Annotated in this window: 26 protein-coding genes; 18 read left to right on the forward strand and 8 right to left on the reverse strand. The window is 45.7% G+C overall.

Annotation, left to right across the window (positions count from 1 at the left end; all coding sequences use genetic code 11):
• Window positions 1-371 precede the first annotated feature (371 nt).
• Window positions 372-989, forward strand: coding sequence for a glutathione S-transferase N-terminal domain-containing protein (locus F941_RS02745; protein ID WP_005007528.1), 618 nt, complete (start codon window positions 372-374; stop codon window positions 987-989).
• 36 nt (window positions 990-1,025) lie between these two features.
• Here F941_RS02745 and F941_RS02750 read toward each other — a convergent pair whose 3' ends face one another.
• Complete coding sequence (locus F941_RS02750; protein ID WP_228128332.1) at window positions 1,026-1,598, reverse strand: TonB family protein; 573 nt, start codon at window positions 1,596-1,598, stop codon at window positions 1,026-1,028.
• Window positions 1,599-1,613: 15 nt separating this feature from the next.
• Between F941_RS02750 and F941_RS02755 the strand changes: the two genes are divergently transcribed.
• On the forward strand, window positions 1,614-1,925 hold the full coding sequence (locus F941_RS02755; protein WP_005007532.1) for a hypothetical protein: 312 nt from the start codon (window positions 1,614-1,616) through the stop codon (window positions 1,923-1,925).
• A gap of 7 nt (window positions 1,926-1,932) precedes the next feature.
• Entirely contained in the window at window positions 1,933-2,358 is a 426-nt protein-coding gene (locus F941_RS02760; protein WP_005007533.1) for a YqaA family protein, read from the forward strand.
• 41 nt (window positions 2,359-2,399) lie between these two features.
• Here F941_RS02760 and F941_RS16140 read toward each other — a convergent pair whose 3' ends face one another.
• The 3 genes from F941_RS16140 to F941_RS02775 form a co-directional block, all read right to left on the reverse strand.
• On the reverse strand, window positions 2,400-2,708 hold the full coding sequence (locus F941_RS16140) for an energy transducer TonB (protein WP_081400541.1): 309 nt from the start codon (window positions 2,706-2,708) through the stop codon (window positions 2,400-2,402).
• Between the two features lie 62 nt (window positions 2,709-2,770).
• A complete protein-coding gene (locus tag F941_RS02770) occupies window positions 2,771-3,520 on the reverse strand; it encodes a TonB family protein (protein WP_005007534.1) in 750 nt (249 codons plus the stop codon).
• 101 nt (window positions 3,521-3,621) lie between these two features.
• On the reverse strand, window positions 3,622-4,875 hold the full coding sequence (locus F941_RS02775) for an MFS transporter (RefSeq protein ID WP_005007536.1): 1,254 nt from the start codon (window positions 4,873-4,875) through the stop codon (window positions 3,622-3,624).
• 230 nt (window positions 4,876-5,105) lie between these two features.
• Between F941_RS02775 and rpmI the strand changes: the two genes are divergently transcribed.
• The 7 genes from rpmI (at window position 5,106) to F941_RS02810 (ending at window position 12,955) form a co-directional block, all read left to right on the forward strand.
• The gene (gene rpmI / locus F941_RS02780) at window positions 5,106-5,300 is read left to right on the forward strand and encodes a 50S ribosomal protein L35 (RefSeq protein ID WP_004278281.1); all 195 of its coding nucleotides are present in this window, start codon (window positions 5,106-5,108) and stop codon (window positions 5,298-5,300) included.
• 12 nt (window positions 5,301-5,312) lie between these two features.
• Complete coding sequence (gene rplT / locus F941_RS02785; protein WP_005007539.1) at window positions 5,313-5,672, forward strand: 50S ribosomal protein L20; 360 nt, start codon at window positions 5,313-5,315, stop codon at window positions 5,670-5,672.
• A gap of 193 nt (window positions 5,673-5,865) precedes the next feature.
• Window positions 5,866-9,555, forward strand: coding sequence for a YDG domain-containing protein (locus tag F941_RS02790; RefSeq protein WP_167571622.1), 3,690 nt, complete (start codon window positions 5,866-5,868; stop codon window positions 9,553-9,555).
• A gap of 200 nt (window positions 9,556-9,755) precedes the next feature.
• Window positions 9,756-11,447: a ShlB/FhaC/HecB family hemolysin secretion/activation protein gene (locus F941_RS02795; protein WP_228128333.1), complete on the forward strand. Its 1,692-nt coding sequence runs from the start codon at window positions 9,756-9,758 to the stop codon at window positions 11,445-11,447.
• Window positions 11,448-11,618: 171 nt separating this feature from the next.
• A complete protein-coding gene (locus tag F941_RS02800) occupies window positions 11,619-11,996 on the forward strand; it encodes a hypothetical protein (protein ID WP_005007546.1) in 378 nt (125 codons plus the stop codon).
• Window positions 11,997-12,091: 95 nt separating this feature from the next.
• Window positions 12,092-12,625, forward strand: a complete 534-nt coding sequence (locus F941_RS02805; protein ID WP_026253385.1) for a P-loop NTPase family protein — start codon at window positions 12,092-12,094, stop codon at window positions 12,623-12,625.
• Between the two features lie 117 nt (window positions 12,626-12,742).
• Window positions 12,743-12,955, forward strand: coding sequence for a hypothetical protein (locus tag F941_RS02810; RefSeq protein WP_005007554.1), 213 nt, complete (start codon window positions 12,743-12,745; stop codon window positions 12,953-12,955).
• Window positions 12,956-13,004: 49 nt separating this feature from the next.
• On the opposite strand, the gene F941_RS02815 is transcribed toward F941_RS02810, so the two are convergent.
• Window positions 13,005-14,027, reverse strand: a complete 1,023-nt coding sequence (locus F941_RS02815; RefSeq protein WP_005007556.1) for a hypothetical protein — start codon at window positions 14,025-14,027, stop codon at window positions 13,005-13,007.
• Between the two features lie 158 nt (window positions 14,028-14,185).
• On the opposite strand from F941_RS02815, the gene pheS reads away from it, so the two are divergent.
• The 3 genes from pheS (at window position 14,186) to F941_RS02830 (ending at window position 17,983) form a co-directional block, all read left to right on the forward strand.
• Window positions 14,186-15,166: a phenylalanine--tRNA ligase subunit alpha gene (gene pheS, locus F941_RS02820; protein ID WP_005007558.1), complete on the forward strand. Its 981-nt coding sequence runs from the start codon at window positions 14,186-14,188 to the stop codon at window positions 15,164-15,166.
• Window positions 15,167-15,308: 142 nt separating this feature from the next.
• A complete protein-coding gene (gene pheT, locus F941_RS02825) occupies window positions 15,309-17,690 on the forward strand; it encodes a phenylalanine--tRNA ligase subunit beta (protein WP_005007561.1) in 2,382 nt (793 codons plus the stop codon).
• A complete protein-coding gene (locus tag F941_RS02830) occupies window positions 17,687-17,983 on the forward strand; it encodes an integration host factor subunit alpha (RefSeq protein ID WP_005007563.1) in 297 nt (98 codons plus the stop codon). Before pheT ends, F941_RS02830 begins: the two co-directional genes overlap by 4 nt.
• Window positions 17,984-18,132: 149 nt before the next feature.
• Here the strand turns inward: F941_RS02830 and F941_RS02835 are convergent, their stop codons facing one another.
• From F941_RS02835 to trxA, 3 genes are all read right to left on the reverse strand, one after another.
• Window positions 18,133-18,396, reverse strand: coding sequence for a hypothetical protein (locus tag F941_RS02835; protein ID WP_005007568.1), 264 nt, complete (start codon window positions 18,394-18,396; stop codon window positions 18,133-18,135).
• A 410-nt stretch (window positions 18,397-18,806) separates the two neighbouring features.
• The gene (gene rho, locus F941_RS02840) at window positions 18,807-20,075 is read right to left on the reverse strand and encodes a transcription termination factor Rho (protein WP_005007569.1); all 1,269 of its coding nucleotides are present in this window, start codon (window positions 20,073-20,075) and stop codon (window positions 18,807-18,809) included.
• Between the two features lie 326 nt (window positions 20,076-20,401).
• Window positions 20,402-20,728: a thioredoxin gene (gene trxA, locus F941_RS02845; protein ID WP_005007571.1), complete on the reverse strand. Its 327-nt coding sequence runs from the start codon at window positions 20,726-20,728 to the stop codon at window positions 20,402-20,404.
• A gap of 264 nt (window positions 20,729-20,992) precedes the next feature.
• On the opposite strand from trxA, the gene ppx reads away from it, so the two are divergent.
• From ppx to F941_RS02870, 5 genes are read left to right on the forward strand one after another with little or no spacing between them, the layout of a single operon-like run.
• Window positions 20,993-22,513 carry an exopolyphosphatase gene (gene ppx / locus F941_RS02850; RefSeq protein ID WP_005007574.1) on the forward strand — a complete coding sequence of 507 codons (1,521 nt, stop codon included), beginning with the start codon at window positions 20,993-20,995 and terminating at the stop codon, window positions 22,511-22,513.
• Window positions 22,514-22,546: 33 nt separating this feature from the next.
• Window positions 22,547-23,371, forward strand: a complete 825-nt coding sequence (locus tag F941_RS02855; RefSeq protein ID WP_005007576.1) for an acetyl-CoA carboxylase carboxyltransferase subunit alpha — start codon at window positions 22,547-22,549, stop codon at window positions 23,369-23,371.
• Window positions 23,308-24,687 carry a tRNA lysidine(34) synthetase TilS gene (tilS, locus tag F941_RS02860; RefSeq protein WP_081400542.1) on the forward strand — a complete coding sequence of 460 codons (1,380 nt, stop codon included), beginning with the start codon at window positions 23,308-23,310 and terminating at the stop codon, window positions 24,685-24,687. The genes F941_RS02855 and tilS overlap by 64 nt, the downstream gene beginning before the upstream one ends.
• Window positions 24,684-25,514, forward strand: a complete 831-nt coding sequence (gene proC, locus F941_RS02865) for a pyrroline-5-carboxylate reductase (RefSeq protein ID WP_005007579.1) — start codon at window positions 24,684-24,686, stop codon at window positions 25,512-25,514. The genes tilS and proC overlap by 4 nt, the downstream gene beginning before the upstream one ends.
• A 27-nt stretch (window positions 25,515-25,541) precedes the next feature.
• Window positions 25,542-26,111: a YggT family protein gene (locus F941_RS02870; RefSeq protein ID WP_005007580.1), complete on the forward strand. Its 570-nt coding sequence runs from the start codon at window positions 25,542-25,544 to the stop codon at window positions 26,109-26,111.
• Window positions 26,112-26,135: the final 24 nt, after the last annotated feature.

The following is a 26,135-nucleotide window of genomic DNA, read 5'->3' on the forward strand; positions in this document are numbered from 1 at the left end:
CAAAGCCGATACTGCGGCGGAATAATGGAGTTAAGCTTAAATTACTCATTGATAAAACCTCCTGCATTCAGAAAAGTGATATAAACAAGCAACCTCTGCGCCCATCTAGGCATTGGTTGTACTCTCAGCAATGTCAACCAATTATTGCTGTACTTTTAATATCGGTATGCCTCGAAAAATTTCAAGGAAAAATTTAATGATTTTTTCTATTCTCTTTATTTGATAATTTATCGAATGATATAAAGTCTGCTATGCATATTTTAAGATTCTAATTTCAGTTTAACTTAATGTTTCTCCGCTGAAAGCATGCTATAAACAGTATGAAAACTCGACAATGTAAACTAAAACGAGAAAAGTAACAGGATTCTTACATGATAGATTTGTATTATTGGGGAACCCCCAATGGACATAAAATTACCATTGCTTTAGAAGAAATGGGACTCGAATATCAAATTTTTCCCATTAATATCTTGGAAAATGATCAGTTTCAGCCTGATTTTCTGAAAATATCACCGAACAATAAAATCCCTGCAATTGTAGATCAGGATGGGCCGCGGGGCGAAGCGATTTCTGTCTTTGAGTCAGGGGCGATTTTGCAGTATTTGGGGCGTAAAACGGGGCTGTTTTATCCTGAAGATGAGTTTGAACGTGTTGAAGTCGAGCAATGGCTGATGTGGCAGATGGGCGGATTGGGGCCAATGCTGGGTCAAAATCATCATTTCAGCCGCTTTGCGCCGGAACGCATTCCCTATGCCACTGAGCGTTATGTGAATGAAACGAAGCGTTTATACAAGGTCTTGAATAATCAGCTCATTGGGCAGAAATTTGTCGCAGGCGAATATTCAATTGCCGATATGGCGATTCTGCCTTGGATTTTGCGCTATGAATGGCAGCAAATCCAGCTGGAGGATTATCCGTATGTCAAAGAGTATGTTGAGCGTATGACTGCGCGCCCTGCAGTGCAGAAAGCGCTGGCGATTAAAGTCTAAATTGGTGGGTGAGCATGCCAGCCATGCTCATTATTTTTAATGAAGACCGAAAAACCTTTTCCACCAAGGCCGAGTGTCTTCTGAGACCTGAAATGAAAAGGGCTGGACTGCTATAAACGGATAAGCGGTATTATTTTCTATGTAAGGTTTGAATTTAGCCTTGAGTAATGCCTTTTCTACTTTTTGGTCTAAAGCGGCTAAGCCTGAGCTTTGCACCACTTCAGTTTTTACGATGGTTCCTGTATCCAAAACGTACAGTTTGAACACTATGTTGCGATTTTGATTTTGTAAATCATCATTGCTAATCTTTAAGATGGGTCTGTTTGCCCAGTTCACAGAGCTGTGTGATGCCATTTCTTGTTTGGCTGGATGAGTGAGGGTATTTGCCTGAGTCAGGTTTAGGCTATGCAAGCAGAGTAAAAAACTCAATAAAAATATTCTTTTCATCAAATACTTATTTATATATTTACCAAATTTCTGTACAGGGTAACTGAGCTTAAAATGAATGTAAAGCATCACCCTGCTAAGATAAATGTATGCGCCATCACAATCAAAATAACAAACCAAAGCATATTCAGGACGCTGTGCTAGAATGCGGGCTTGCCTCAAGGAGCTTTATCTTGAATGGCTAAGTTGGATGATAACGTGATGAAAAATTTCTTTTTAAACCTCACCCGTATTGTTGAAGCTAACCCGCGGGTATATTTCGCCGTTATTGCTGGTATTGCATTGTGCTTGATGCTGTTTATTGCTGAAGCGGTGCATATTCAAAAAATAGCTGAAGCTGCCCATACCAAAGATCAGCTTTTATTGAATGAGCTGATACAGCCGATTGTTTCGCGTTATACATGGTCACGTGTTTTAGCAATTGCAGCCATGGTGTTCTGGTCAACCGCGGAGTACCGTAAAACCAAAAAGCAGCTGGGTCTAAAGTAGGCTTCGCATGACGCTGTATCTGCTGTTTATCTCGGCATTTGGCGCAGCAACGCTGCTGCCTTTGCAGTCAGAGGCGGTTTTATTGGGGACGTTCGTGCAGGGGAAATATGCCGCAATTCCCCTGATTGCGGTTGCCAGTCTGGGCAATATTTTGGGCTCTTGCGTGAATTGGTGGTTCGGGCTGAAAATTGAGCGTTATAAAAATAAAACATGGTTTCCAGTCTCTGAAGCAAAAATGCTGCAGGCGCAGGGAATCTATCAAAAATACGGCTATTGGTCTCTGCTGCTGAGCTGGACGCCGATTATCGGTGATCCGATTACATTGATTGCAGGGCTGCTGAAAGAAAATTTCTGGCGCTTTTTACTTTTAGTGAGTGTGGCGAAGACAGGGCGCTATGTGTTTGTTTATTTCATTTTTATCAATGTATTTTAATGTTGAAAGAATCTTGAATAGATTGATTGTTAATAATTTAGCTATTTTTGTTCAAGCATAAACGGCTGATCGACGATAGTCATACCTTGGCGGTGCTTAAAAAGTTGAGGGTTCAACTGAGATCGCCGAACGGCTTGCAAGACCTTTTGATCAATTGCTGGTTGGCCAGAAGATTTCAATAGATAAGCTTTTTCAATTTCGCCTTTTGAATTGACATGCATGCGAACTGTCAATTGAAGAAACTGTGACGGTGAGGCCTTTGCGTGATATGAGGGAAGTGGGGGCGCAGCAGTTTTTATATGAGGCTGACATCCCAAGAGCAATAGGCTGAATAATGGATAAATTTTCATTGTTTTAGTTTTTTCATTGTTATAAAGCGGACCTAATTCAGGCTTAAGTCCGCATGTTTTTATTAAGATGATTTACATTCATTCAGCTTAAATTGGATTTCATCTTTAAAGCTGGATTTTTTATACATCCATAGCGTACTGGCGGTACGTTTCACCTTGATTTGACTGCCAGACACGGCTTGAATCACTTGCTGATCCAGCGCATAAATCCCCGAACCTTGTTTAATTTTGACTTTTTTCACGCTGCCGTGTTTGTCTGTTTTAAAACTGAATTTAATTTTACGGTCATGCTCTTTCAGTTGCGCCGTATTGAGTTCAAGCGGCGGCTGTTCAGCATATTGAAATGCAGTTTTTTTGCCATTCTGCTGGGCCTGCCAAACTTTTGAATTAAATTCAAAGTCACAGTTTTTTGCATCTTGAGCCGTCAGCTTCAAATTAAAGGCCTGATAGCCAATTTGCGGAGCCGCCTTGCCATCTGCATCAATATGCGGCTTTACTTCCGCTTTTTCGACAGCGCGAAGCAGCAGCTGATCCAGGCTTTGGATGCCGGTGCTTTCTTCCACGGTTGCCTCTTGAACCTCACCATGCGCATCGGCAAAAATACGGATAATGGCGGCGCGGTTCTTTTCCCTTAAGTCATCATTGCTGTAATTCGGCTGCGGAAATTTCGACCATTGAATGCGGGTGGTTAAATGCGCCGGCAGTACATCAATCGTTTGTTTGGGCAGCTGATGAACTTTTTTAGGTGAGGCGCTGTAGGCTGCGCTCAGCGGCAAGCTCATCAAAACAGACAAGCACAGAATTTTTTTCATAGGTTAAGGGCTTCAATCACTCAAAGAGGATTCATGGTCAATATTGAAGCGCAGTATTTCCTGAATTGGAAATACTGGCAAGTCTAAATCTCGAATATTGCTTATTTTTCTACACCTTTGCCAATATCAATATTAAATAAGTCTTTGGTTTTTGCCCAGCTGACAGCCACGACCGCCATGGTCATGCAGCCGCCTAAAAGTGTCGCTGTAATCGTGCCCATATATTTGGCAGCAAGGCCAGACTCAAAAGCGCCGAGTTCGTTGCTGCTGGACACAAACATGCCGTTCACTGCGGCGACACGGCCGCGCATATTTTCCGGCGGATAGATCTGCAGAATAGTTTGACGGATCACCACGGAAATACTGTCGCAGGCGCCCGTCATGGCTAAGGCGAATAAAGACAGCCATAGGTGATTGGAGAATGCGAATAAAACAGTGAAAAGGCCAAAACCCGCTACAGCCAGCAGCATATTGCGCCAGGCATGCTGTGTCGGCGGAAATTTAGTTAAGGCAATCATGGTGAGGAGTGCGCCTATCGACGGCGCTGCCCGTAAATAGCCTAAACCTTCTGGGCCGATTTTTAAAATGTCTTCGGCAAAGATCGGCAATAGGGCAATGACCCCGCCAAACAAGACGGATACCAGATCCAGTGAAATAGACCAGAGGACAATTTTGGTTTTCCAGATAAAGCGGAAGCCGTCGCCAAGACTGTCCCAAAGATTATCCGTTTCAATTTTAGGGAAGCTGCGTTTGCTGAGTAAACTGATCAGCACAAAGCACGCCGCCAATAATCCGGCTACCGCAAATAAGCTGTTTTCACGGCCTAAATATGCCAGCATGAATCCGCCCAGCATCGGGCCGATAATCACGCCGCTTTGCCAGCCGATCGTGGTCCACGTTGCGCCATTGGCGTAAAGGTCGCGCGGAATTAAGAACGGCTTTAACGAAGTGGCGGATGGATTGTAAAAGCCGCGGATGGTACCCAGCCCGAAAATTACGGCATAGATCCCCCATGATAATGATAAAATACCGATATGCGCCTGTCCGTAAGCGTGGAAGAGCCACCATAAAATGAGCGGCATTGGAATGGCAAAGAATAAACAGATTTTCATGATGGTCTGTTTATTGAAACGGTCGGCAAAATAGCCGCCCCATAAAGACAGCGCGATAAACGGAATTGCTTCCGCGAGACCAATCAAGCCGAGGGTCAGCGGATCTTTGGTAATTTGATACAGGGAGTAAGCAACAATGATTTCCTGAATTAAAATTGCCAAAGTCAAGCAGAACTGATTGAGGGTGATTATGGAGAAATCACGGTAGCGCAGGGCTGCAAAGGCGTCATGTGCAGGCTTCATAAACATTTTCTTTCTATAGGATGCGCTGATTATAAAGTCATGTTTGCGAGTGCTTATCATTTCATCACGCAAAGTTTATAGAAAATAAGGCTAAAGCGCGGATGGATAAATTTTAATTCTCGATGGTGCTTTTGTTTTAACCGGAGATGCTTTAGAATACTTGCTCCCTTACCTGCAGGTCGTTTTGCAATGGTGCAAACGTTCCGAACAGGTGTTCAAAAGAGGTTGTTATGCCTAAGATGAAAACTCGCCGTGGTGCAGCTAAACGCTTTAAAGCGACTGCAAACGGTTTTAAGCGTAAACAAGCGTTCAAACGCCACATTTTGACCAAAAAATCTGCTAAGCGTATCCGTCAATTACGCGGCTGTGTAATGGTTCACGTAAGTGACGTTGCTTCAGTTCGCCGTATGTGCCCATACATCTAAGGAGATTTATAAATGGCTCGTGTAAAACGTGGTGTACAGGCGCATCGCCGTCATAAAAAAATTCTTGCTCGTGCTAAAGGTTACTATGGCGCGCGTTCACGTGTTTATCGTGTAGCGTTCCAAGCGGTAATCAAAGCAGGTCAATATGCTTACCGTGACCGCCGTCAAAAGAAACGTCAATTCCGTGCTCTATGGATTGCGCGTATCAATGCTGGTGCTCGTCAAAATGGTTTGTCGTACAGCCGTATGATCGATGGCTTGAAAAAAGCTCAAGTGATCATCGACCGTCGCGTACTTGCTGACATCGCTATGCATGACGCAGTTGCATTTGCTGCTTTAGCTGAAAAAGCTAAAGGCGCATTAACTGCTTAATCATCTGCAGATGATTAAAAAAAGACCGCTTTTAGCGGTCTTTTTTTATAACTTTTATATTATTCATTTCTGCCATTTCTGCCATTTCTGCCATTTCTCCTAAATAAAATCCCTAGTTTCAGTGATTTTTATGCTGACTTGTACATGTTTTAATCATTTCTTTGATTTTGATGCATTGCATTTGGGGATTGATATGAACAAATTTTATAAAGTCGTATGGAACGCAAGGCTGCAGTGCTGGCAAGCCGTGTCAGAATTTGCAAAAAGCCATTCTGGCGCAAGCAGCGTCAAAACAGCATATGATAAAAAAAGAAAAAAAAATGCTGTTGCATATGCTGCGGGTGTGGCGGCATTAACTTTGTCACTGAGCGTGTCTGCTGCGATCCATGATAATGCTTTGCCCACAGGGCAGCAGATTATATCCGGGAGTGCTGATTTTACTCAGGCAGGGAACACTCTGAATATTAATCAGCATTCACAGCATCTAGCAACAAACTGGAATACTTTTAATATCGGCAGCAATGCAGCGGTTAATTTCAATCAGCTGAAGCAATCTTCTGTTGCGGTCAACCGTGTATTGGACAACAATGCCAGTCAGGTTATGGGGCGGTTGAATGCCAATGGTCAGGTCATTTTAATCAACCCAAATGGTGTGGTGTTTTCTAAAACAGCGCAGGTCAATGTTGGCGGAATTGTGGCTTCAACACTGGATTTGCAGCAGCAGGATGTACTTGACGGTAAATTTACTTTCACAGGCAGCGGAAAAAACGGTTCAGTCGAGAACCATGGCAATATTCAAGCGCAAAATGGTGGAACGGTTGCGCTGATTGCGCCTATCGTTAAAAACACAGGTTCGATTAGCGCGGAAAATGGGCGAGTTGAATTAACGGCTGCGGATAAAGTCCGTGTGAGCTTACAAAATGGACAGCTCATAAGCTACGACATCGATCAGGGCACTTTGCAGGGCTTGGTTGAAAATAGCGGTGCCATTATTGCCGATAACGGTGTTGTGCATTTGACTGCAGCAGCAGAGCTGCAGCTGGGCAGGGCTGTAGTCAATCATACCGGCTATATTCAGGCGAACCGTCTGGAAACCAATGCTAAAGGTGAAATTGTACTCTTAGGCGATCTGTCGAATGGTGCTGCAAATATCTCAGGCAGCTTAGTTTCCGAGGGTAAAAATGGCCAGGCTGGCGGTTTTATTGAAACCTCTGCGGCAACGGTCAATATTGCCGATACAGCGCATGTAAGCACTCAAGCAGAAGCGGGCGGAAAAGCAGGGAAATGGCTGATCGACCCTGTAGACTTTGTTGTGGCGGCAACAGGCGGCAACATGACAGGCGCGGCATTAAATGCAGCACTGAAAAATACCGATGTCACCATTCAGACGACAGATACAGAAGCAACAGTATCTGCAGATCCATCGCTGACAGCAAATGCACAGGGGCAGGGCAACATTTCCATAAATGATGCTGTCAAATGGGATAGTGGAAAAACACTGACGCTCGATGCTAATAACAATATTTATATCAATCATGTCGTTGATGCGGGTCAGGGCGCAGGCGGCAAACTGGTGCTGAAGTATGGGCAGCAAAGCGCGGATGGGCGCAATGGCGAGGTTTACAGTGCCAGTTCTGGCCAAAATCAGCCAACGTACGCGGGCTATTTTATTCAAGCGCCTGTACATCTGCAGCAGGGATTGAATTTCAGTGTTCAGCGCGGCAGTGACGCCGCCAATCTAAAAGAATTTCAGGTTATTACTGATGCCAATGCCCTGCAGAATATGCAGGATAATCTGTCGGGTTATTATGCCTTGGGCAGTAATATCAATGCGGGCAGCATCAGCAATTTTGCACCCATCGGGACAATGATTGAAGGCAGCGGCCCAAATACAGGAAACCATCCATTTACAGGATTGTTTGATGGTTTAGGCCATGTTATTGAGAATCTGACGGTTAAAGCGCCAGTGATTGGCAATGGGCAAGGTAGCAACTGGGGGATGTTCGGCAAGATTGAGGGTGCAGATATCCGCAATGTCGGCTTAATCAATGCGGTGGTTCAGGGCGATGAGTTTGTTGGCGGACTGATCGGCAGCATGAGCAACTCGGCACTCAGCAATAGTTTTGTACAAGGAACAGTGACTGGCCGAAATTCTGTCGGCGGCTTGGCCGGAGGCAGTTATTTCAGCACTGTCGATCAGGTTTATAGCGATGCTCAGGTCAGGTCGGATAATGGGGCCGCTTTACTGATTGGCGATAATTGGGGCAGCGCATTAAGCAATGCCTATTTTACTCAGGCAGATGGTTCTGTAACGGCCTGGGATCGTCAGGGGACCGAAAGCGCTTTAAGCGCTGAGCAGATTAAACTGAAACAGACATATGCAGATTTGGACTGGAGCATCAGTAATGCAGCTGGTCAAAATACTGCATGGCGTATTTATGAAGGGCAGACAGGCCCGCTGCTGAAAGCTTTTTTAACACCTTTGACGGTAAAGGCGGATGATTACGCAGGTGTTTATAATGGTGTGAATCAAACCGGCAGCAGCTATGCCAATTCAGTGCAGCAGGCAGAGGGCTCAAAAATTTTAGGCGCGGCTGTATATGCCGGCGGCGGTAAAAATGCAGGTACGCATGCCTCTTCAATCAGCGGTTTATATTCAGGGCAAAATGGTTATGACCTGTCATTTGAACAAGGCAATGTCACCATTGATAAAGCGACCATTACGCAGATAAGAGATGTTGCCGTTGACAAGGCCTATGATGGTGCAACAGAAGCCCAAACCAATGCATCGAATGCCGTGCTGACTGGAAAGATTGGCAGTGATGATTTAACGGTGCAGATTGGACGCGCTGAATTTGCTGACAAAAATGCAGGACAGGATAAAACGGTTAATTTGCTAAACGTCACGCTGACAGGAGCTGATGCGGATAATTATCAGCTTGCCGTTCAATTAACGGATTCAGCCAATATTTTAAAAAAGGTGATTGAAAATATTGCAGGCCTTCAGGTTGCGGATAAAGTTTATGACGGCACCGCGGCGGCAGTTCTAAACAGCGATCACGCCGTTTATTTGGGCAGAATTGGTCAAGACCAGTTAAGCCTTATTGCAGATGCAAATTTTGACAATAAAAATGCCGGAGCGGATAAAACAGTCACGTTGCATAACCTCACTTTATCCGGCGCCGATGCTGGAAATTATACATTTGTCAGCCAGCCTTATACGCTGAAGGGCACCATTATGAAAGCGCTGATCACCGGAGTGGAGGGAATTCAGGCGCAGAATAAAATGTATGACGGGACAACGGCTGCAACGCTGAATACTGGCAATGCGGTGCTGAGCGGGATGCTGGCAGGTGATCAGCTTGGTGTACAGGGGATAGGCGCCTTTGTTGATAGTACTGCTGGTAATAATAAACAGGTTAATATACAACAGCTTATATTGACAGGGGCAGATGCTCAGAACTATCAGTTGGCGGATCTGCAGCTCATCGTGCAGGCAAATATTGAATCATCCTTGCCATCTTTTGTTTTGGACAATCCATTACTTTTAATACAGCCTCCTAGTTTATTTGAGGTGCGCACCGTTGGAGGGGATTTACGGCCGCTGGGGACTATTTTTTTAGGCAGCGGTTCATCTGCGCCAGCATTTATAGCACAGGTTTTTGGTTCATCTGATTCAGGATCTTTGGGCGGCGGCGATGGCGGTGGATTTTTAGGATTTGGCGGCGGTGATGGCGGCGTTTTTGGCTCTTCAACGCTTGCGACAATTTTTAGTCGAGACGTACCTGGTGTAAGCGAGATGAATGTATTCAGTGGCTCTCAGTGGAAGCAAAGTGATCTCAATCAGGGGCTGAGAGGCGTTTTTGGGGCGCCTGTATTTTGATAGCAGGGTGCAGGGCATTCTTTGAGTTTTAAGATTGTCCAAGGTGACTGATACGGATCTTCTGCATGCATCCGAAAGCAGTCAACATGGGGAAACCGGCTTATACAGGCAGTCTTTGCATGTAACGGCTGTCTGTGCATATTTCAGTTATTGAATGATTTAAATTTAAAAGCCTGCTTTGAACAGGCTATGGGGTAAGAATGAATAGGGAACAAATGGCAGCCAATATGCCAAAGACATTATTATGGTGCTGTTTGCTGCTGACTGGGCAATTGTGTTTTGCAGAAAATATTCCAAATGCAGGCCAGTTATTGCAGGAACAGAAAAATCTACAGCTGCCTGAAACAAAAAATGCTGCATTGCCTGCTGCTCCTGTTGTCCCTGCGGCTATTGAAGGGCAGCAGCAGACAGTAATGGTGCAAAAGTTTGTAATAAAGGGCAACAGTATATTTTCAACGGCAACGCTGCATCAGTTAATTGCATCATATGAAGCTAAAAATCTATCTTTCAATGAATTGCAGCAGGCCGCGGATCAGATCAGCAAGTATTATGCGGACAGAGGCTATAGCTATAGCTATGCTTTTTTGCCCGCACAAAATCTGAATCAGGGGCAGGTGACTATTCAGGTGCTTGAAGCTGTCTTAAATGGCGTGCAGATCCAGAATAATACAAATACCCAGCCTTGGCTGATCCAGTCAATTATTGAACCGCTCGAGCCCCTGCAAATATTCTCTGACCGGCAGCTTGAAGAAATTGCGTCACGTTTGGATTTGTTGAAAGGTGTGAAAAGCAGTTTTGCATTTACAGCAGGCCAGGCAAAAAATGAAACAGTGCTGAAGGTAGATCTGGAGCCCACACAAAAATATCAGGCCTATGTTGGGGCGGATAATATGGGCGGCAAGTATACGGGCGAAGTGCGCGGCACAGGCGGTGTACGGTTGAACAGTCTGCTGGGGCTGGGCGATCAGCTCTCCATAGATGCCCTGAGCAGCGGCAAGCATATGAATTATGGAAAAATTGGCTACACGGCTCAGGTGTATGGATTGGGTACACAGCTGGGGGGCAGTTATTCCTATTTGACTTATGAATTGGGTAAAGAGCTGAAAAATCTGGGCTATAAGGGGAGTGCAAAAGAAGCCTCGTTCTGGATAAAGCAATCAGTTGTACAGAGGTTAAGAGAGCAGACCACACTGACATTGGCTTATACCAATAGGCAGCTGGAAGATGATGTGATGGTCGCTGAAAGCCTGAACCACCGTAAAATGGACAGTCTTCAGCTGGGGCTCACGCATATGTTTCTGGATGAGTCTTGGGGCATCGGGATGAATCAGCTGGCCGCAACAGCAACTTTTGGGCAGCTGCATATAAAAAATGCAGATGTTAAAGCCATAGATGCATTAACCCGGAAAACTGATGGCGACTACCTCAGTATCTTAGTCAAAGGATCGCGTTTACAGAAAATTACTGGCAGCAATCAGCTCTATATTTCAGCAGAAGGCTTTTACAGTCCTGATAATCTGGACAGTGCTGAAGCTTATTATGTTGGTGGTCCAAGTTTTATGCGCGGCTATAAAAGCAGTGTATTTTCAGCATCACAGGGGATCGCATCGAGTGTGGAATTTAGGCAGAGTTTATGGTCTGATGCGTTGAATCAGCTGAAAGGAACCTTGTTTTTTGATATGGTAAAATTGAAGTTAAATGCACAAACATGGGAAGGTTCGACTGAAAAGAATACGGCCTCCTTGAGAAGCGCAGGAGCAGGGCTGACATGGGATAACCGTTTTGCTGGAAGCTTCCAAGCGCTAGCTGGTTTTGCTTTGGGGGATACGCCAGTGCAGTTGAGTCAGCGTGATGATCATCAGTTTTGGCTGAACTGGCAAAAAACCTTTTAACTGATTTGCCATGTATAAAAAATATGGCTGAAGCATGAAAGTTTGAATCAATGTTTTAAAAAGGCTGCCTGACAGTCTTTTTATTGTTTTAATGATCTGAAAAGACGCAGCACAGCTTTTAAAGCGATGGAAATGCTACCCTATGGAAAGATTGCAGCTGGAACATATAACATGCGAAAACAATATCATTTCCGTCAGGCCGGTGAAGACACTTACATCTGGAACGTTCACCGTTTGGTAGAGCTGAGTGCAAATTTTCAGATAAAAAATGTGTGTTTATCCGAGATTCGGGAGTTAAACGAAGCCTATTGGTTTCCAGATACGCATCCCACAACACAGCAAATTATTGATCACATTCAATTGATTGAAGGCGCTGATTTAAGCTATCCGATTATTTTATGTGCAGAAGGCAAAGTTATGGATGGCATGCACCGTGTGGCTAAAGCGGCGCTGCTGAAACATGAGCGCATTGATGCTGTGCAATTTGAGCAAACCCCGCTGCCTGATTTTATCAATATGGATGAAGATGCTTTGGATTATGATGATTAAGCTTTATGCATGGTGAATAGCTTTAATATCGTGTATTAATTGAAAAGAGATCTGCATCAATAACATGCTCTAAGGCAGCGCAGCATATGACTGAAATGAAAAAAATTAATGTTGTCGGCACCTCCGCCACAGGGAAATCGACCTTTTCCAGAGCATTGGCGGCAAGGCTGGGCCTGCATTATATTGAACTGGATAATTTATTTTGGCTGGATGACTGGCAAGAGTGCCCGGATGAAATTTTCTTTGCCAAAATTGAAGCTGAAATGCAGAAAGCCGCAGACGGCTATGTGATAGATGGCAACTATACCCGGACGATTCCTGTGAAGTGGAGTGAAATTGATACGGTGATTTGGCTGGACTTGCCGTTTCCAGTGAATCTCTACCGTTCAATCAAGCGCGCAGTTCAGCGGGCATGGCATAAGCAGGACTTATGGTCCAATTCGAATAACCGGGAAAGCCTGCAGCGGATGTTCGGGCGTGATTCTGTAGTCCGGTGGATGATTGCCACGCACCGCAAAAATCGGCAAAAATATGTGCAGATGATGAATGCGCCAGAGTATTCAAATATCCGCTGGATTCATTTAAAAAGTCAAAAAGAGATGGATCAATTCTTGCAGCAATTGCCTTAATGCAGATGCGGCTCCAGAAAATGAGCTTTAAGATAGAATTGAAGTTACATAAATATGCTTTAATCTGCGTCTATTGGCCTGCTTAATAATGAAAAACAAACGGATAAGGACAATAAGATGCTGGCAGAAATTAGAGGTATGGAGCAGGGAAGTATTACGCTTGAATTGCAAATGATTCCGCGCAAAGGCGAATCTGTGAAAATCATGTATGGCCCGGATGCTCAGCTGGAAGGTGAAGTGGTTGCAGTCAATCACTATATCAATCAGCATGCCAATGAGCATAAAGTGCAAATTGAGATTCGGCCTTTTAATTATTTAATTACAGCATAAGCCCGTCATGAAAAGCGCCTAAATTCAGGCGCTTTTCAGCTTTAAGCGCCTAAAGGCCAAAATAGTAGGCAAAGAGGCAGATCAGGATGGTCACAATAATTAAGGCAAATACGCCGCTTTTCCCTGATTTGTGCTCTGCATGAGAGGCTGCCGGCTTTGCCGCTGAACTTTGCAGCTGCGGCGCCGCGCTGCTGTCAAATGGCGAGCTGACTTGCTTTGCGGTTAAACGGGCTGTTTTATAGTGATTCGCTGCTTTAACAATAAATTTGGCGCTTAAATCATCCAGCTTTTGTGAAAAATGGCGCAGATTCAATTGTTCTTCAGGGCTCAGCGCTTCGCCATTTTCATCATAGGGATGCTGAATTTTGGCTTGGATGAATTCTGCCAAAGCGTCTAAGCGGCGCAGCGTTTTGTGGGCATAATCCGCTGGATAGTCAGCAGGAAGCAAAGCCAATTGAACTGAATCGGTTTCAGTGCTGTGCAATGCTTTGCCGTAATACGGTAAATCTAAATGCACGGGTTCGCTGAAGCCTGCCGCGAATTTGCTGCCAAACAATTCATTGTCTGTATAGGCCTGAATATCATCCCAATTGGGCTGCTGCAAATCCGCATCGATGCGTTTTGCCAGTTTTGAATTCAGTTCAAAGCGCCAAAAGGTTTCCAGCCGCAGGCCGGGCTGTTGCGAGGCAGGGGCTTCATAGTCATTGTCTGCTCTGTACCATTCCGCCAATTCCTTGCCGAAAATCCATGCCTGCTTTTTATTTGCCTCATGGCTCACAATAAAATGCGCAATCGGCAGAAGCTCCACATTGCTGTTGGGATTCTGTTCGTCATTTAAAATGCCGGAGCTGTGCAGGCTGATGCGCTGGACGCCTTGTTTTTTTAAGCCTTCCAGCCAAATCTGAAAGTGCTGCGCCAGCAGATGCTGAGAAATAAGGTCGCGGAATAAAAAACGGTGCTGATCAAAAATTGCGTGCTGCACCCAACGCTGAAAACTTAAATTCTGGGTTAAAAACTCATTTCCATACGTGACTAAAGTCAGCTGCTGCTTCCAAATTTGATCGAGCGCCATAGTTGTTTGATCTCATTGATATTGCGCTTATCTTATACTTTTTTTAATTCTGGATGCTATCGCAATTTTTACTTGTGAATGCGCTTCATCATAACGTTCAAAAACTGTTAGAATATGGGGTTTTTATATTTTTCTAAATTGTTGCTTTGAGAGTTACTATGTCACTGGAAGCCCTGACCACTGAAGCGCTCGCTGCGATTGCAGCAGCTCAAGACCTTGCTGCACTTGATCAAGTTCGAGTGCAATTTATGGGTAAAAAAAGCCAGCTCGCGGAACAGTCTAAAGCATTGGGTAAAATGGACCCTGAAGAGCGCAAAGTTCAAGGCGCAGCCATTCATGCTATCCGTGAAGCAATCAACGCCGCTTTAACAGAACGCCAAACTCAATTACAAAAAGCGGCGCTGGAGCAAAAGCTGGCAAGTGAAACCATTGATATTACCTTGCCGGGCCGCGGTCAAACCATTGGCAGCATTCATCCTGTGACACAGGTGCAAGACCGTATTTGCCAGTTCTTTACCAAAGCAGGCTTTACTGTGGCAACGGGGCCTGAAGTCGAAGATGACTATCACAACTTTGAAGCGCTGAATATTCCGGGCCATCATCCTGCGCGCGCCATGCACGATACATTCTATTTTGATGCGAATCATTTGCTTCGCACGCATACCTCGGGTGTGCAGATCCGCACCATGGAAACCAGCCAGCCGCCAATCCGCATTGTCTGCCCAGGCCGTGTTTACCGCTGCGACTCGGATCAGACCCATTCGCCGATGTTCCATCAAATCGAAGGTTTGTACGTTGCGGAAAATACCAGCTTTGCTGAACTTAAAGGCCTGCTGGTGAATTTGCTGAATGAATTCTTTGAAAAGGATTTAACCGTGCGTTTCCGCCCGTCGTATTTCCCATTCACAGAGCCAAGCGCCGAAGTGGATATTATGGATGAACGCGGCAAATGGCTGGAAGTTTTAGGCTGCGGCATGGTGCATCCTAATGTGCTGCAAGCTGCGGGCATTGATCCTGAAAAATACAAAGGCTTTGCATTTGGCCTGGGTGTGGAACGTTTTGCGATGCTGCGCTATGGCATCAATGACTTGCGGATGTTCTACCAGAATGATGTGCGTTTCTTACGCCAATTTGCTTAAACAATTTAAACAGTTATTTGGAAATAAATAGAATCCCCCTAAATCCCCCTTTGATAAAGGGGGACTTTCCTGCCTTTAAAACGGCGGATGTGTTTCCCCTCTTTTTAAAAGAGGGGCTAGGGGAGATTAAGGAATTGAATGTATGAAAATTAGCGAAAATTGGCTTCGCACTTGGGTTAACCCAGCCATCGACAGCGACACCTTGTCTGACCAGCTGACTATGCTGGGTCTGGAAGTGGATGACTTAACGCCTGCAGCTAAACCATTTACCGGTGTGGTGGTCGGTGAAGTCTTAACGGTAGAGCAGCACCCAGATGCAGACCGTTTGCGTGTAACGACCGTGAATATCGGTACAGCTGAGCCTTTGCAGATTGTGTGCGGCGCACCGAATGTACGTGCAGGCATGAAAGCGCCTGTGGCGACCATTGGTGCAGTATTGCCGGGTGATTTTAAAATCAAGAAAGGCAAACTGCGCGGTATTGAATCACAAGGGATGCTGTGCGGCGCTTCAGAAATTGATCTTGAAGATAAAATTGATGGCCTTTTAGAACTTCCTGCGGATGCGCCTGTAGGCGCCAATATCCGTGAATATCTAAATCTCGATGATCATGTGATCGATATCAGCATCACGCCAAACCGCGGTGACTGTTTCAGTATCCGCGGCATTGCGCGTGAAATTGGGGTGATTAACCAATTGGCGGTCACAGCGCCTGAAATTAAAGAAGTTGCTGCGAGCATTGCCGATCAGAAACAAGTTGTCGTTACAACAGCAGGCTGCCCGCGCTATTTGGGCCGTGTGATTAAAAACGTCAACACTAAAGCAGCGACCCCTGAGTGGATGGAACAGGCTTTAGTCCGTTCAGGCATCCGTCAGCACAGTATTCTTGTCGACATCACCAATTATGTATTGATGGAATTGGGGCAGCCTTTACATGCCTTTGATGGCGGAAAGGTTCAAGGTTCCGTACATGTGCGTCAGGCCACTGCCAATGAAAAATTGGTTTTGCTGAATGAGCAAGAAGTGGAACTGAACGAAAAAGTGATGGTGATTGCGGATGATGCAAAAGCCTTGGCTATTGCAGGCATCATGGGTGGCTTGTCTTCATCTGTGACCGATGAAACCACTGAAATTTTCCTTGAATCCGCATTCTTTGCACCGCTCGCAATTGCAGGCCGGGCGCGAAGCTTTGGCTTGCACACCGATGCGTCACAGCGTTATGAACGCGGTGTGGATTTTGAATTGCCAATCATTGCCATGCACCGTGCGTCGCAGTTGATTGCTGAGCTTGCAGGCGGTGAGTTTGGTCCGATTACGGTGGCTGAACAGGCGGATTTGCTGCCGACACGTGAAGCGATTGAACTGAATCAGGCGCAGGTGGATCAGCTGTTAGGCTATACCGTTGACGCTGCATTTATTACTGATGCCTTAACGCGTTTAGGCTGTGATGTCACAGTGAAATCAGAAGGTGAATGGACGGTTGTTCCGCCATCACACCGTTATGACATGGCGATTTATCAGGACTTGATTGAAGAAGTTGCCCGTATTCACGGTTATGACAATATTCAAATCAGCCTGCCTGTGATTGATGTGAAACTGGCAAAATACCAGGATCAATTCGAGCTTGCGCAATTGCGTCAAACCGTAGTGACTTTGGGTTATCAGGAAGCGATCAGCTTCAGCTTTGCGGATGCGAAACTGGAAAAGCAGTTAAATCCTCAAGTTCAGCCGTTGGCTTTGGCCAATCCAATTTCAAGCGATTTGGCTGTCATGCGTTCGACGCTGCTGTCCAGCTTGATTCCATGTGTCCAATACAATGTTAACCGCCAGCAAAGCCGTGTGCGCTTCTTTGAACTGGGCCTGCGCTTCGATTATCAAGGCGCTGCAAGCATTCATGATTTGAAGCAAATTCCAACCTTCGCCATGATTGCTACGGGCCCGCGTTCTGCGGAATCTTGGCATGGCAAAGCTGCACCAATGGATTTCTTTGACTTTAAAGGCGATGTGGAAGAAGTTTTGGCGGCTGGGCGTTTGCAAGTTGAATTTGTACGGTCAGAGCGTGCCTGGCTGCATCCTGGCCAATCTGCTGAAATTTTAGTGGATGGGAAATCGATTGGTTATTTAGGCCGTCTGCATCCATCTTTAGAGAGTGAGCTGGATTTAAGCACGACTTGGGTTGCCGAGTTGGATCAACTGGCTGTTTTGCAAACTTATGTATCTAATTTTACAGAATTATCACGTTTTCCATCGGTTAGACGTGATATTGCGCTTTTAATTAGTGATAAGATTAATGTTAGCGAAATTCAGCAGCTTATCGAAAAAACTGGCGGAGAGCTTTTAGATTCTGTCTGGCTATTTGATGTGTACACTGGCCAAGGTGTTGAACAAGGCAAGCGCTCACTGGCATTTGCACTGCTTTGGCAGCATCCAGCGCGGACACTTGAAGATGCTGAAATCAAATCCGGTATGGATAATATTCTACACGTGTTGGAAAACACTTATCAGGCGACATTGAGGGCTTCATGACAGCACTAACTAAAGCAGAAATGGCTGATCATTTAAGTGAGCTCACGAGTTTAAACCGTCGTGAAGCAAAACAAATGGTCGAGTTGTTCTTCGAAGAGATCAGTCAAGCGCTGATCTCCGGGGAGCAAGTGAAATTATCAGGGTTTGGCAACTTTGAACTGCGTGACAAGCGTCAGCGTCCAGGCCGCAACCCGAAGACGGGTGAAGAAATTCCGATTTCTGCCCGCCGCGTAGTAACCTTCCGTGCTGGACAAAAGTTCCGCCAGCGCGTAGGAAATGAGCAGATCGATTGATCTGCTTTTTTATGCCGATCTAAATGAACTGGAGCGGTTTTTATCGCTATTGAGCAGAGATATTTTAGCTGTATTGTTCTGCATTGCGAAAAGCAGGCAAAAAAAAAAGAGCCGAAAGGCTCTCTTTTTTGTACTGAATAATCGTTAGATTATTTAGTAGCAGCAGCAGAAGCTTCAGAAGCAGCAACTGTAGCTTCAGAAGCAGCAACTGTAGCTTCAGAAGCAGCAACAGTAGCTTCAGAAGCAGCAACAGCAGCTTCAGATGCAGCAGCGTCAACAGCTTCAGAAGCAGCAGCTACTTCAGATGCAGCAGCTTCAGATGCAGCAGGAGCTTCTTCAGTTTTTTTAGCGCAACCAACGAAAGCTAAAGTAGTAGCAACTGCAGCAGCAATAGCGATTTTTTTGAATAACATGGCATCACTCTCTAAATATGAGATTAAAAAAAACCTGAGTTAGCACTGTTTTATGCTTTTATTATGCCTAATTTTTCTTAGGTAAATAACAATGCAGATGCAGCCTAACTGGTATGCGAATATGCTATCACTGCGCATTTTGAATTGCTACTGCTTCATAGGGTGAAAACACGAAAAAATGGTTAAAAAATGGCTTTTTTTAACAGAAAATAACAATCAAAGGGAGCGGATATATTGGAGAAGTACTAAATAAGCCCCTAAAACTAATAGGGTTTTTTATAAAAATATTTTTATAATCATTTACTTGAAAATAAGTTAACAGAAACTGGCAGCAATTGTTTTGTTATGTAAGTCATGTCAACCAAATAAAAAAGCCATCGTGATCGATGGCTTTTTTAAGATTGCTGAAATCAGTTCGTCGCTTTACGCTTCATTTGATCGAAGAAATCATCATTGGTTTTGGTTTCTTTCATGCGGTCCAGCAGGAATTCCATGGCTGCCAGCTCATCTTGCGTATGCAGCAGCTTGCGCAGAATCCAGACTTTGCGCAGATTGTCTTCTGACATTAAGCGTTCTTCACGGCGGGTGCCGGATTTTTTGATGTTCATTGCCGGGAATACGCGTTTTTCAGCGATACGGCGGTCAAGGGTAATTTCCTGGTTGCCTGTACCTTTGAATTCTTCGTAAATCACCTCATCCATTTTACTGCCTGTTTCAATCAGGGCTGTAGAAATGATGGTCAATGAACCGCCTTCTTCAATGTTTCGCGCAGCACCGAAGAAACGTTTAGGGCGTTCAAGCGCATGGGCATCCACACCGCCTGTCAGCACTTTGCCAGAAGATGGAATCACGGTGTTGTAAGCGCGCGCTAAACGGGTGATCGAATCGAGCAAGATCACAACGTCTTTTTTGTGCTCGACTAAGCGTTTCGCTTTTTCGATGACCATTTCAGCGACTTGCACGTGACGGGCAGGCGATTCATCAAATGTAGAGGCAATCACTTCACCGCGTACCGTACGCTCCATTTCGGTCACTTCTTCAGGACGTTCGTCAATCAGAAGAACAATCAAGAAACATTCCGGATTGTTGCGCACAATGGATTGCGCAATATTTTGCAGCAGCATGGTTTTACCGGCTTTCGGCGGCGCAACAATAATAGAGCGCTGGCCTTTACCGATCGGTGCAACTAAATCGACTACACGCGCAGTCAAGTCTTCAGTTGTGCCGTTGCCCAGCTCCATCACCAATTGTTCGGTTGGGAAAAGCGGTGTTAAGTTTTCAAACAAAATCTTATTGCGTGAATTTTCTGGAGTGTCGTAGTTAATTTGATTAACTTTTAATAATGCAAAATAGCGTTCGCCTTCTTTGGGCGGGCGGATGGTGCCGGTAATGGTGTCGCCTGTACGCAGGTTGAAGCGGCGGATTTGTGAAGGGCTGACATAAATATCGTCAGGGCCTGCAAGGTAAGAGCCGGCTGCAGAGCGTAAGAAGCCAAAGCCATCTGACAGAATTTCCAAAACGCCATCACCAAAGATCTCTTCGCCATTCATTGCATGGCGTTTTAAGATGGCAAAAATAATGTCTTGCTTGCGGTTACGCGCCATTCCTTCAAGGCCCATAAACTCGGCAATTTTGATGAGTTCGCCAATCGGTTTTTTCTTGAGTTCGGTTAAATTCATAGGAGGTCAGATAAGAATCAAAAATTCTAGTATACGGGATGGAAAGGGAGCAACATTGAGCCGCATGCAGACAATTAGATTACGCGATTGTATTTGCACAATAATAATTCAGAGAGCTGATTCATTGTTTGAAGAAAAATGTGTAAAAACAATTTCTATTGCCGGGCGGCGATCTTATGTGTTGTGTCTTGTAAGAAAATGACAGGATTTGAGATCCTTTATTTCTTGAGTTAGCAATATAAGAGAGAAATACAGGTTTGTCAATTTATCAGCAAAAAATACGCTATAAAAATAGCGTATTTTCTGCAATTTAAACTGGGCTTGGATTAGATGTTGTCATCAATGAAAGCGGTCAGTTTTGATTTTGGCGCAGCGCCCACTTGCTGTGCAACAACTTCGCCGTTTTTGAACATCAGCAAAGCAGGAATGTTGCGGATATTGTAGTTGACAGCAGTCGCTTCACAAGAAGTCACATCTACCTTAACAACTTTAACTTTGCCTTCATATTCAGTCGCGAGGACTTCTAGAACTGGCGCGATTGCTTTACATGGCGCACACCAGCCTGCCCAAAAGTCGACCAATACAGGCACGTCAGATTTCAGGACGTCTGCATCAAAGTTTTCATCAGTTGTATTTACAATATTGCCTGACATGGCTGTTGCTCCAAAATAATTTTAAGATGGCTCTATAACTATAAGTATTACATAGCCATCCTGAACAATGTAGGGGGTTATGTAAATTTTCGGCTTTTAATGCGGAATTGTCTAATTGATGCTCACGATAGCTGTGATCGTGTAACACAATTGTCATCGATGCCTGAAATTCGGCTTGTCTGCGAAGCGGGTACATAAATGGCTTTTAAATTGAATGGTTGTGAATTACTCTAAGCACAATTCTGTATAGGTTTGTATTGAATCATGTCTGATTTTTTGATTGATGAAGAATTGCTTGCCGCCATTGATATGGGGTCAAACAGCTTTCACTTGGCGATCGCGCGTGTAGACCATGGTGAAGTAAAAAAAGTTGCTTCAATGTCAGAAAAAGTTCAGCTGGCGGCCGGTTTGGATGAAAATAAAAACTTAACCGAAGCGGCTCAGCAGCGCGGCTTGGCGTGTTTGGCGCGCTTTGTCGGCCGTTTGGGTTCAGTACAGCCGAACCGCCTGCGCATTGTGGCGACTAATGCGCTGCGTCAGGCCAAAAATGGACAGGATTTTATTCAAAAAGCCGCAGAAATTTTACCGAAGCCGATTGAAATCATTGCCGGCCGGGAAGAAGCGCGGCTAATTTACTTAGGTGTTTCTCATACCATGGCCAACAGCGGCCGCCGCTTGGTGATTGACATCGGCGGCGGTTCAACCGAACTGATTATCGGTGAAGAATTTGAGCCGATCCATACCGAATCGGTGCAAATGGGCTGCGTTGCCTTTACCAAAGCATTTTTTGCTGATGGTGAGATCAATCAGAAAAGTTTTGACAAGGCGGTAAATTCGGCGCGCAAAGAGCTGTCAGGAATTGCCAATACTTATAAAGCAGCCGGCTGGGATACGGTCGTCGGTTCCAGCGGCACGATAAAAGCCTGCCGTCAAATTACCGTCAATATGGGCTGGAGCAATGAGCGGGAAGAGCTGACCCGTGAAGGTTTAGAAAAGCTGAAAGACAAACTGCTTAAATTTAAGCATGTTTCTGAAATGGATTTTGATGGGCTGAAAGAAGACCGCCGGGCAGTTTTGCCAGCGGGCATTGCCATTTTATGCACGGTATTTGATGTACTGGGCATAGACAAGCTGGTGTATTCTGACGGCGCTTTGCGTGAAGGGGTGATGTACGACCTGCTGGGCCGCTTCCAGCATGAAGATGTGCGAGACCGTTCGGTGCATGCCTTGCTGGGCCGCTACAATGCGGATTCCAAACAGGCTGAACGCGTGGTGGCGACTGCACAGCAGCTGTTTGATAATGTTGCGCAAAAGCTGAATTTAAACAGTGATGACAGTGACTTGCTGCGCCGCGCTGCATATTTGCATGAAATCGGCCTGGCGATCAGCCACAGCGGCTATCACCGCCATGGCGCATATTTGCTGCAGCATTCCGATATTCCCGGCTTCTCGCAAATTGATCAGAACCATTTGTCACATTTGGTGGCGCATCACCGCCGCAAGCTGCGCAGCGATGCCCGCATGGATGTGATGAAAGTCGGCGGTAGCAAACTTGTGCACTTATGTCTATTGCTTCGTTTAGCAGTTTTGCTGAATCACAGCCGCAGCGATGAGATGCTTCCTGCCATTGAATTAAGCGCCGAGAATGCGCAACAATGGCAGCTTAGCGTTTCTGGCGATGCCAAACAATGGCCATTGCTTGTTGCGGACTTGCATGATGAACAAGTGCAGTTCAAGCATTGGGATATTGAGTTGAATATTCAGTCGGAACAGTTTATCGATTAACACATTGGTTAATTCAGGGATAATGGTCGACCTATGAAAAATAAAGCAGCGCAATCTAAAGCATGGGCTACAGTTAAAATTGCACGTCATCCGGATCGTCCGCAATATTTGGATTATGTCAGTGAGATCTTCACTGAATTTGATGCTTTGCATGGTGATCGCTTATTTGGCGATGACGGTGCAATGGTGGGCGGTTTAGCGCGTTTTGAAGGTCAGCCTGTTATGGTGGTTGGCCAGCACCGCGGCCGCAGCACACGTGAAAAGCTGCAGCATAATTTCGGCATGAGCAATCCTGAAGGCTACCGCAAAGCGCAGCGCCTGATGGATATGGCGGAGCGTTTTAACCTGCCGGTATTTACCTTTATTGATACGATGGGCGCATATCCAGGCGTCGGCGCAGAAGAGCGCGGCCAGGCAGAAGCGATTGCGACCAGCCTTGCGCAGATGTCGAGCTTAAAAGTTCCAGTAATTGCTACGGTTTTAGGTGAAGGCGGTTCAGGCGGCGCATTGGGCATTGGTGTGGCAGACCGTGTGGTCATGCTGTCGCACAGTATCTACTCCGTGATTTCTCCTGAAGGCTGCGCTTCAATTCTGTGGAAAACGGCAGAGAAGGCGGAACAGGCCAGTGAAGCGCTGGCATTGACGGCTGACAAGCTGCAAAAAATCGGCATTGTTGAATATGTGGTAGATGAAGGCGAAGGCGCGCATTTGAATCCTGAACAGGTGATGCAGAGTTTAAAAACTGTGCTGAAACAGGCTTTAGATGAATTAACGCCAATGGATGCAAAAGAACGATGCGAAGCACGCTATCAGCGTTTAATGAAATTTGGCAGCGACAATTTAGGTCTGACTGCTTAAGCCAGTCAGACGTATTTTCTGATCAGGCTTCCTTCTTAATCGGGTGCAGCGGCGGTATGGATTCCATGCTGCTTTTGCACCTGATGTCTTTTTTATACCCGCAAAAAATCCGCGCTATATATATTGATCACCAGCTGCAGGCAAACAGCGCAGATTGGGGCCGATTTGTGGCGCAAGCCTGCGCATCATTAAATGTGCCGTGTATTGTAGAAGCGGTGCATGTGTCGGCAGGCAATTTAGAAAATCAAGCGCGTACAGCGCGTTATCAGGCTTATCAGCAGCATCTTCTGCCTCATGAGATATTGGTCTTGGCGCATCATCAGCAGGATCAGGCCGAGACGTTAATGCTGCGCCTGCTGTCAGGCGCAGGGATTCATGGCTTGGCGGCGATGCGTCAGGTCGACCAGCGGGATCTGATGACGATTTGGCGGCCGTTGCTGAATCTTTCCCGTGAGCAGATTTGCCAATGGGCGGCAGAATTGAATGTGCAAAATATTCAGGACCCCACCAACTTTAATACAGAATATGACCGTGCGTGGAGCAGGGAAGAGCTGTGGCCTATGCTGCAGTCACGTTTTCCAAAAATGCAGCAGGCATTGAGCCGCAGCAGCTATTTAATGCAGGATGCAGAAGATATTTTGGCTGATGTGCTGGCATTTGATTTGGTTTCATGTGGAACATCGGAAATTTTGCAGCTGGAAAAACTGCAGGCTTTAGCGCCGCCCCGGCAGCGCCAGCTGTTATCGGCCTGGATGAAAGGGCAGGCGCAGTACCGGCCATCTTTTGATATGGTGCAGCGCTTAATGCATGAAGTGATTGAATCGAAAGCCGATTCACAGGCGGCTTTGCACTGGAATGGTTTTTATTATGTGCGTTTCGCTTCTCAGCTGTACCGTTTAACCGCGGCGGAATATCTCTCCTCAGAAGATGAGCGGGCTGAACCGCAGCACATTCAAATTCAATTAGCGGACAGTTTTACGGCACTGTCAGGCCGTTTTCATGTACAGGCGGGAGAGGGCTTTGGCCTGTCTTTTGCGTTGCTGGAACAGACGCTGACATTAACCCAGCGTCAGGGCGGCGAAAAAATTCATCTGTATGGGCGTACTGGGTCATGGCCCTTAAAAAAAGCCATTCAGCAGGCGCAAATTTTTCCTTGGCTGCGTCATCGAATTCAAATATTAAGCATAGATAATGTTATGCTAGGCGTTTTTACGCCGAAAGGCTTTTGGCTGGCAGAGTCACCGTATTGCATTCAGGCGGGATGGCTGCCCCAATTGGTTTCTTCAGATAACAGCAAGAGCGGATCTTCATCATGAGCGCAGTTCTAAATTGTAATATCACTTTTATTGGCGGCGGCAATATGGCGCAAGCTTTAATCGGCGGTTTAATTGCGCGTGGACTGCCCGCAACCCGCATTACAGTTTCAGATCCTGTCGAGAAAGTCCGTGAATTGCTGGCTGAAAAAGATGTGCATGTGACGGATGACAATGCACTGGCAATCCGTGATGCTGATATTGTGCTGTTTGCGGTGAAGCCACAGGTTTTTGCCAGTATTTTAAAGCCGTTAAAAGGCCTGCTTGACGGCAAGCTGGTGATTTCGATTGTGGCCGGCGCGGAAATTGACACAATTTCAAAAATTTTAGAAACTGACCGCATTGTCCGCGTCATGCCGAATACGCCTGCTCTGGTGCAGACCGGCGCTCATGGATTGTTTGCATATGATGCTGTCGATGCGCAAGACCGTGAGCTGGCCAGCCAAGTTCTGGCTTCAACTGGCCTGACAATTTGGGTAAAATCTGAGGCGCAAATTGATGCGGTTACCGCTGTTTCAGGTTCAGGCCCCGCATATTTCTTTTATATGATGGAAAGCATGATCCGCGCAGGTAAAAATTTGGGCCTGGATGAAAAAGTCGCGACAGCGCTGACCTTGCAAACCGCTTTGGGCGCAGCGCAAATGGCAATCACCAGCTCCAGCAGTCCAGCGGAACTGCGCAAAAATGTGACTTCGCCAAATGGTACAACGCAAGCTGCGATTGAAGTGTTTGATCATGCGCATATCTCACAAAATATTCAGGCGGCTTTAGCGGCTGCGCAAAAGCGCAGTCAAGAGCTTGCGCAAGATTTAAGTGACAGCATCAAGTAATTCGTTTTTATTTAGGAATGTTCTAGTATGGGTGCAAATTCTGCGCTAATTTTTGGCATTATCATTAACGTCGCAATTTTGCTCGTTTTCTTCCGGTTTTTAATGCAATTGGCTGCAGTAAGTCCATACAATCCTGTGGTGCTTTCTACTGCGAAAGCCACAAAAATTGTGGATATGTTCAGCCGGATTTTCCCGACGGTCGGCAAAGGCCGGGTGAATACCGCGGCATTAATTTTATTGGTGGTGCTGTATATTCTGAAAATGTTTGGAGTGATGCATTTGTCCGGGGCATCCGTCAACAGTCCTGTGCATTTAATTATCATGACCTTCGTGACCATGATTCAGGATTTAATCCGTTTCTGCCGCTATTTGATTTTCGCTTCAATTATTTTGAGCTGGGTAGTGATGTTCAGCCAATCGCGTTCACCGTATATTGAGGTGGTTCAAGAATTGGCAGAGCCGCTGCTGGCGCCATTCCGCCGTATTCTGCCGAATATGGGCATGATTGATTTGTCTCCGATTGTCGCAATTTTTGCTTTGCTGCTGGCGGAAACCATTATGAAAGAAGTGGCGATTGTGCTGCTGACAGGCCTATAAGCGCTGAAACCCAATTGTAAAAAA

It is taken from the genome of Acinetobacter bouvetii DSM 14964 = CIP 107468 (assembly GCF_000368865.1).
GTDB classification, from domain to species: Bacteria; Pseudomonadota; Gammaproteobacteria; order Pseudomonadales; family Moraxellaceae; genus Acinetobacter; species Acinetobacter bouvetii.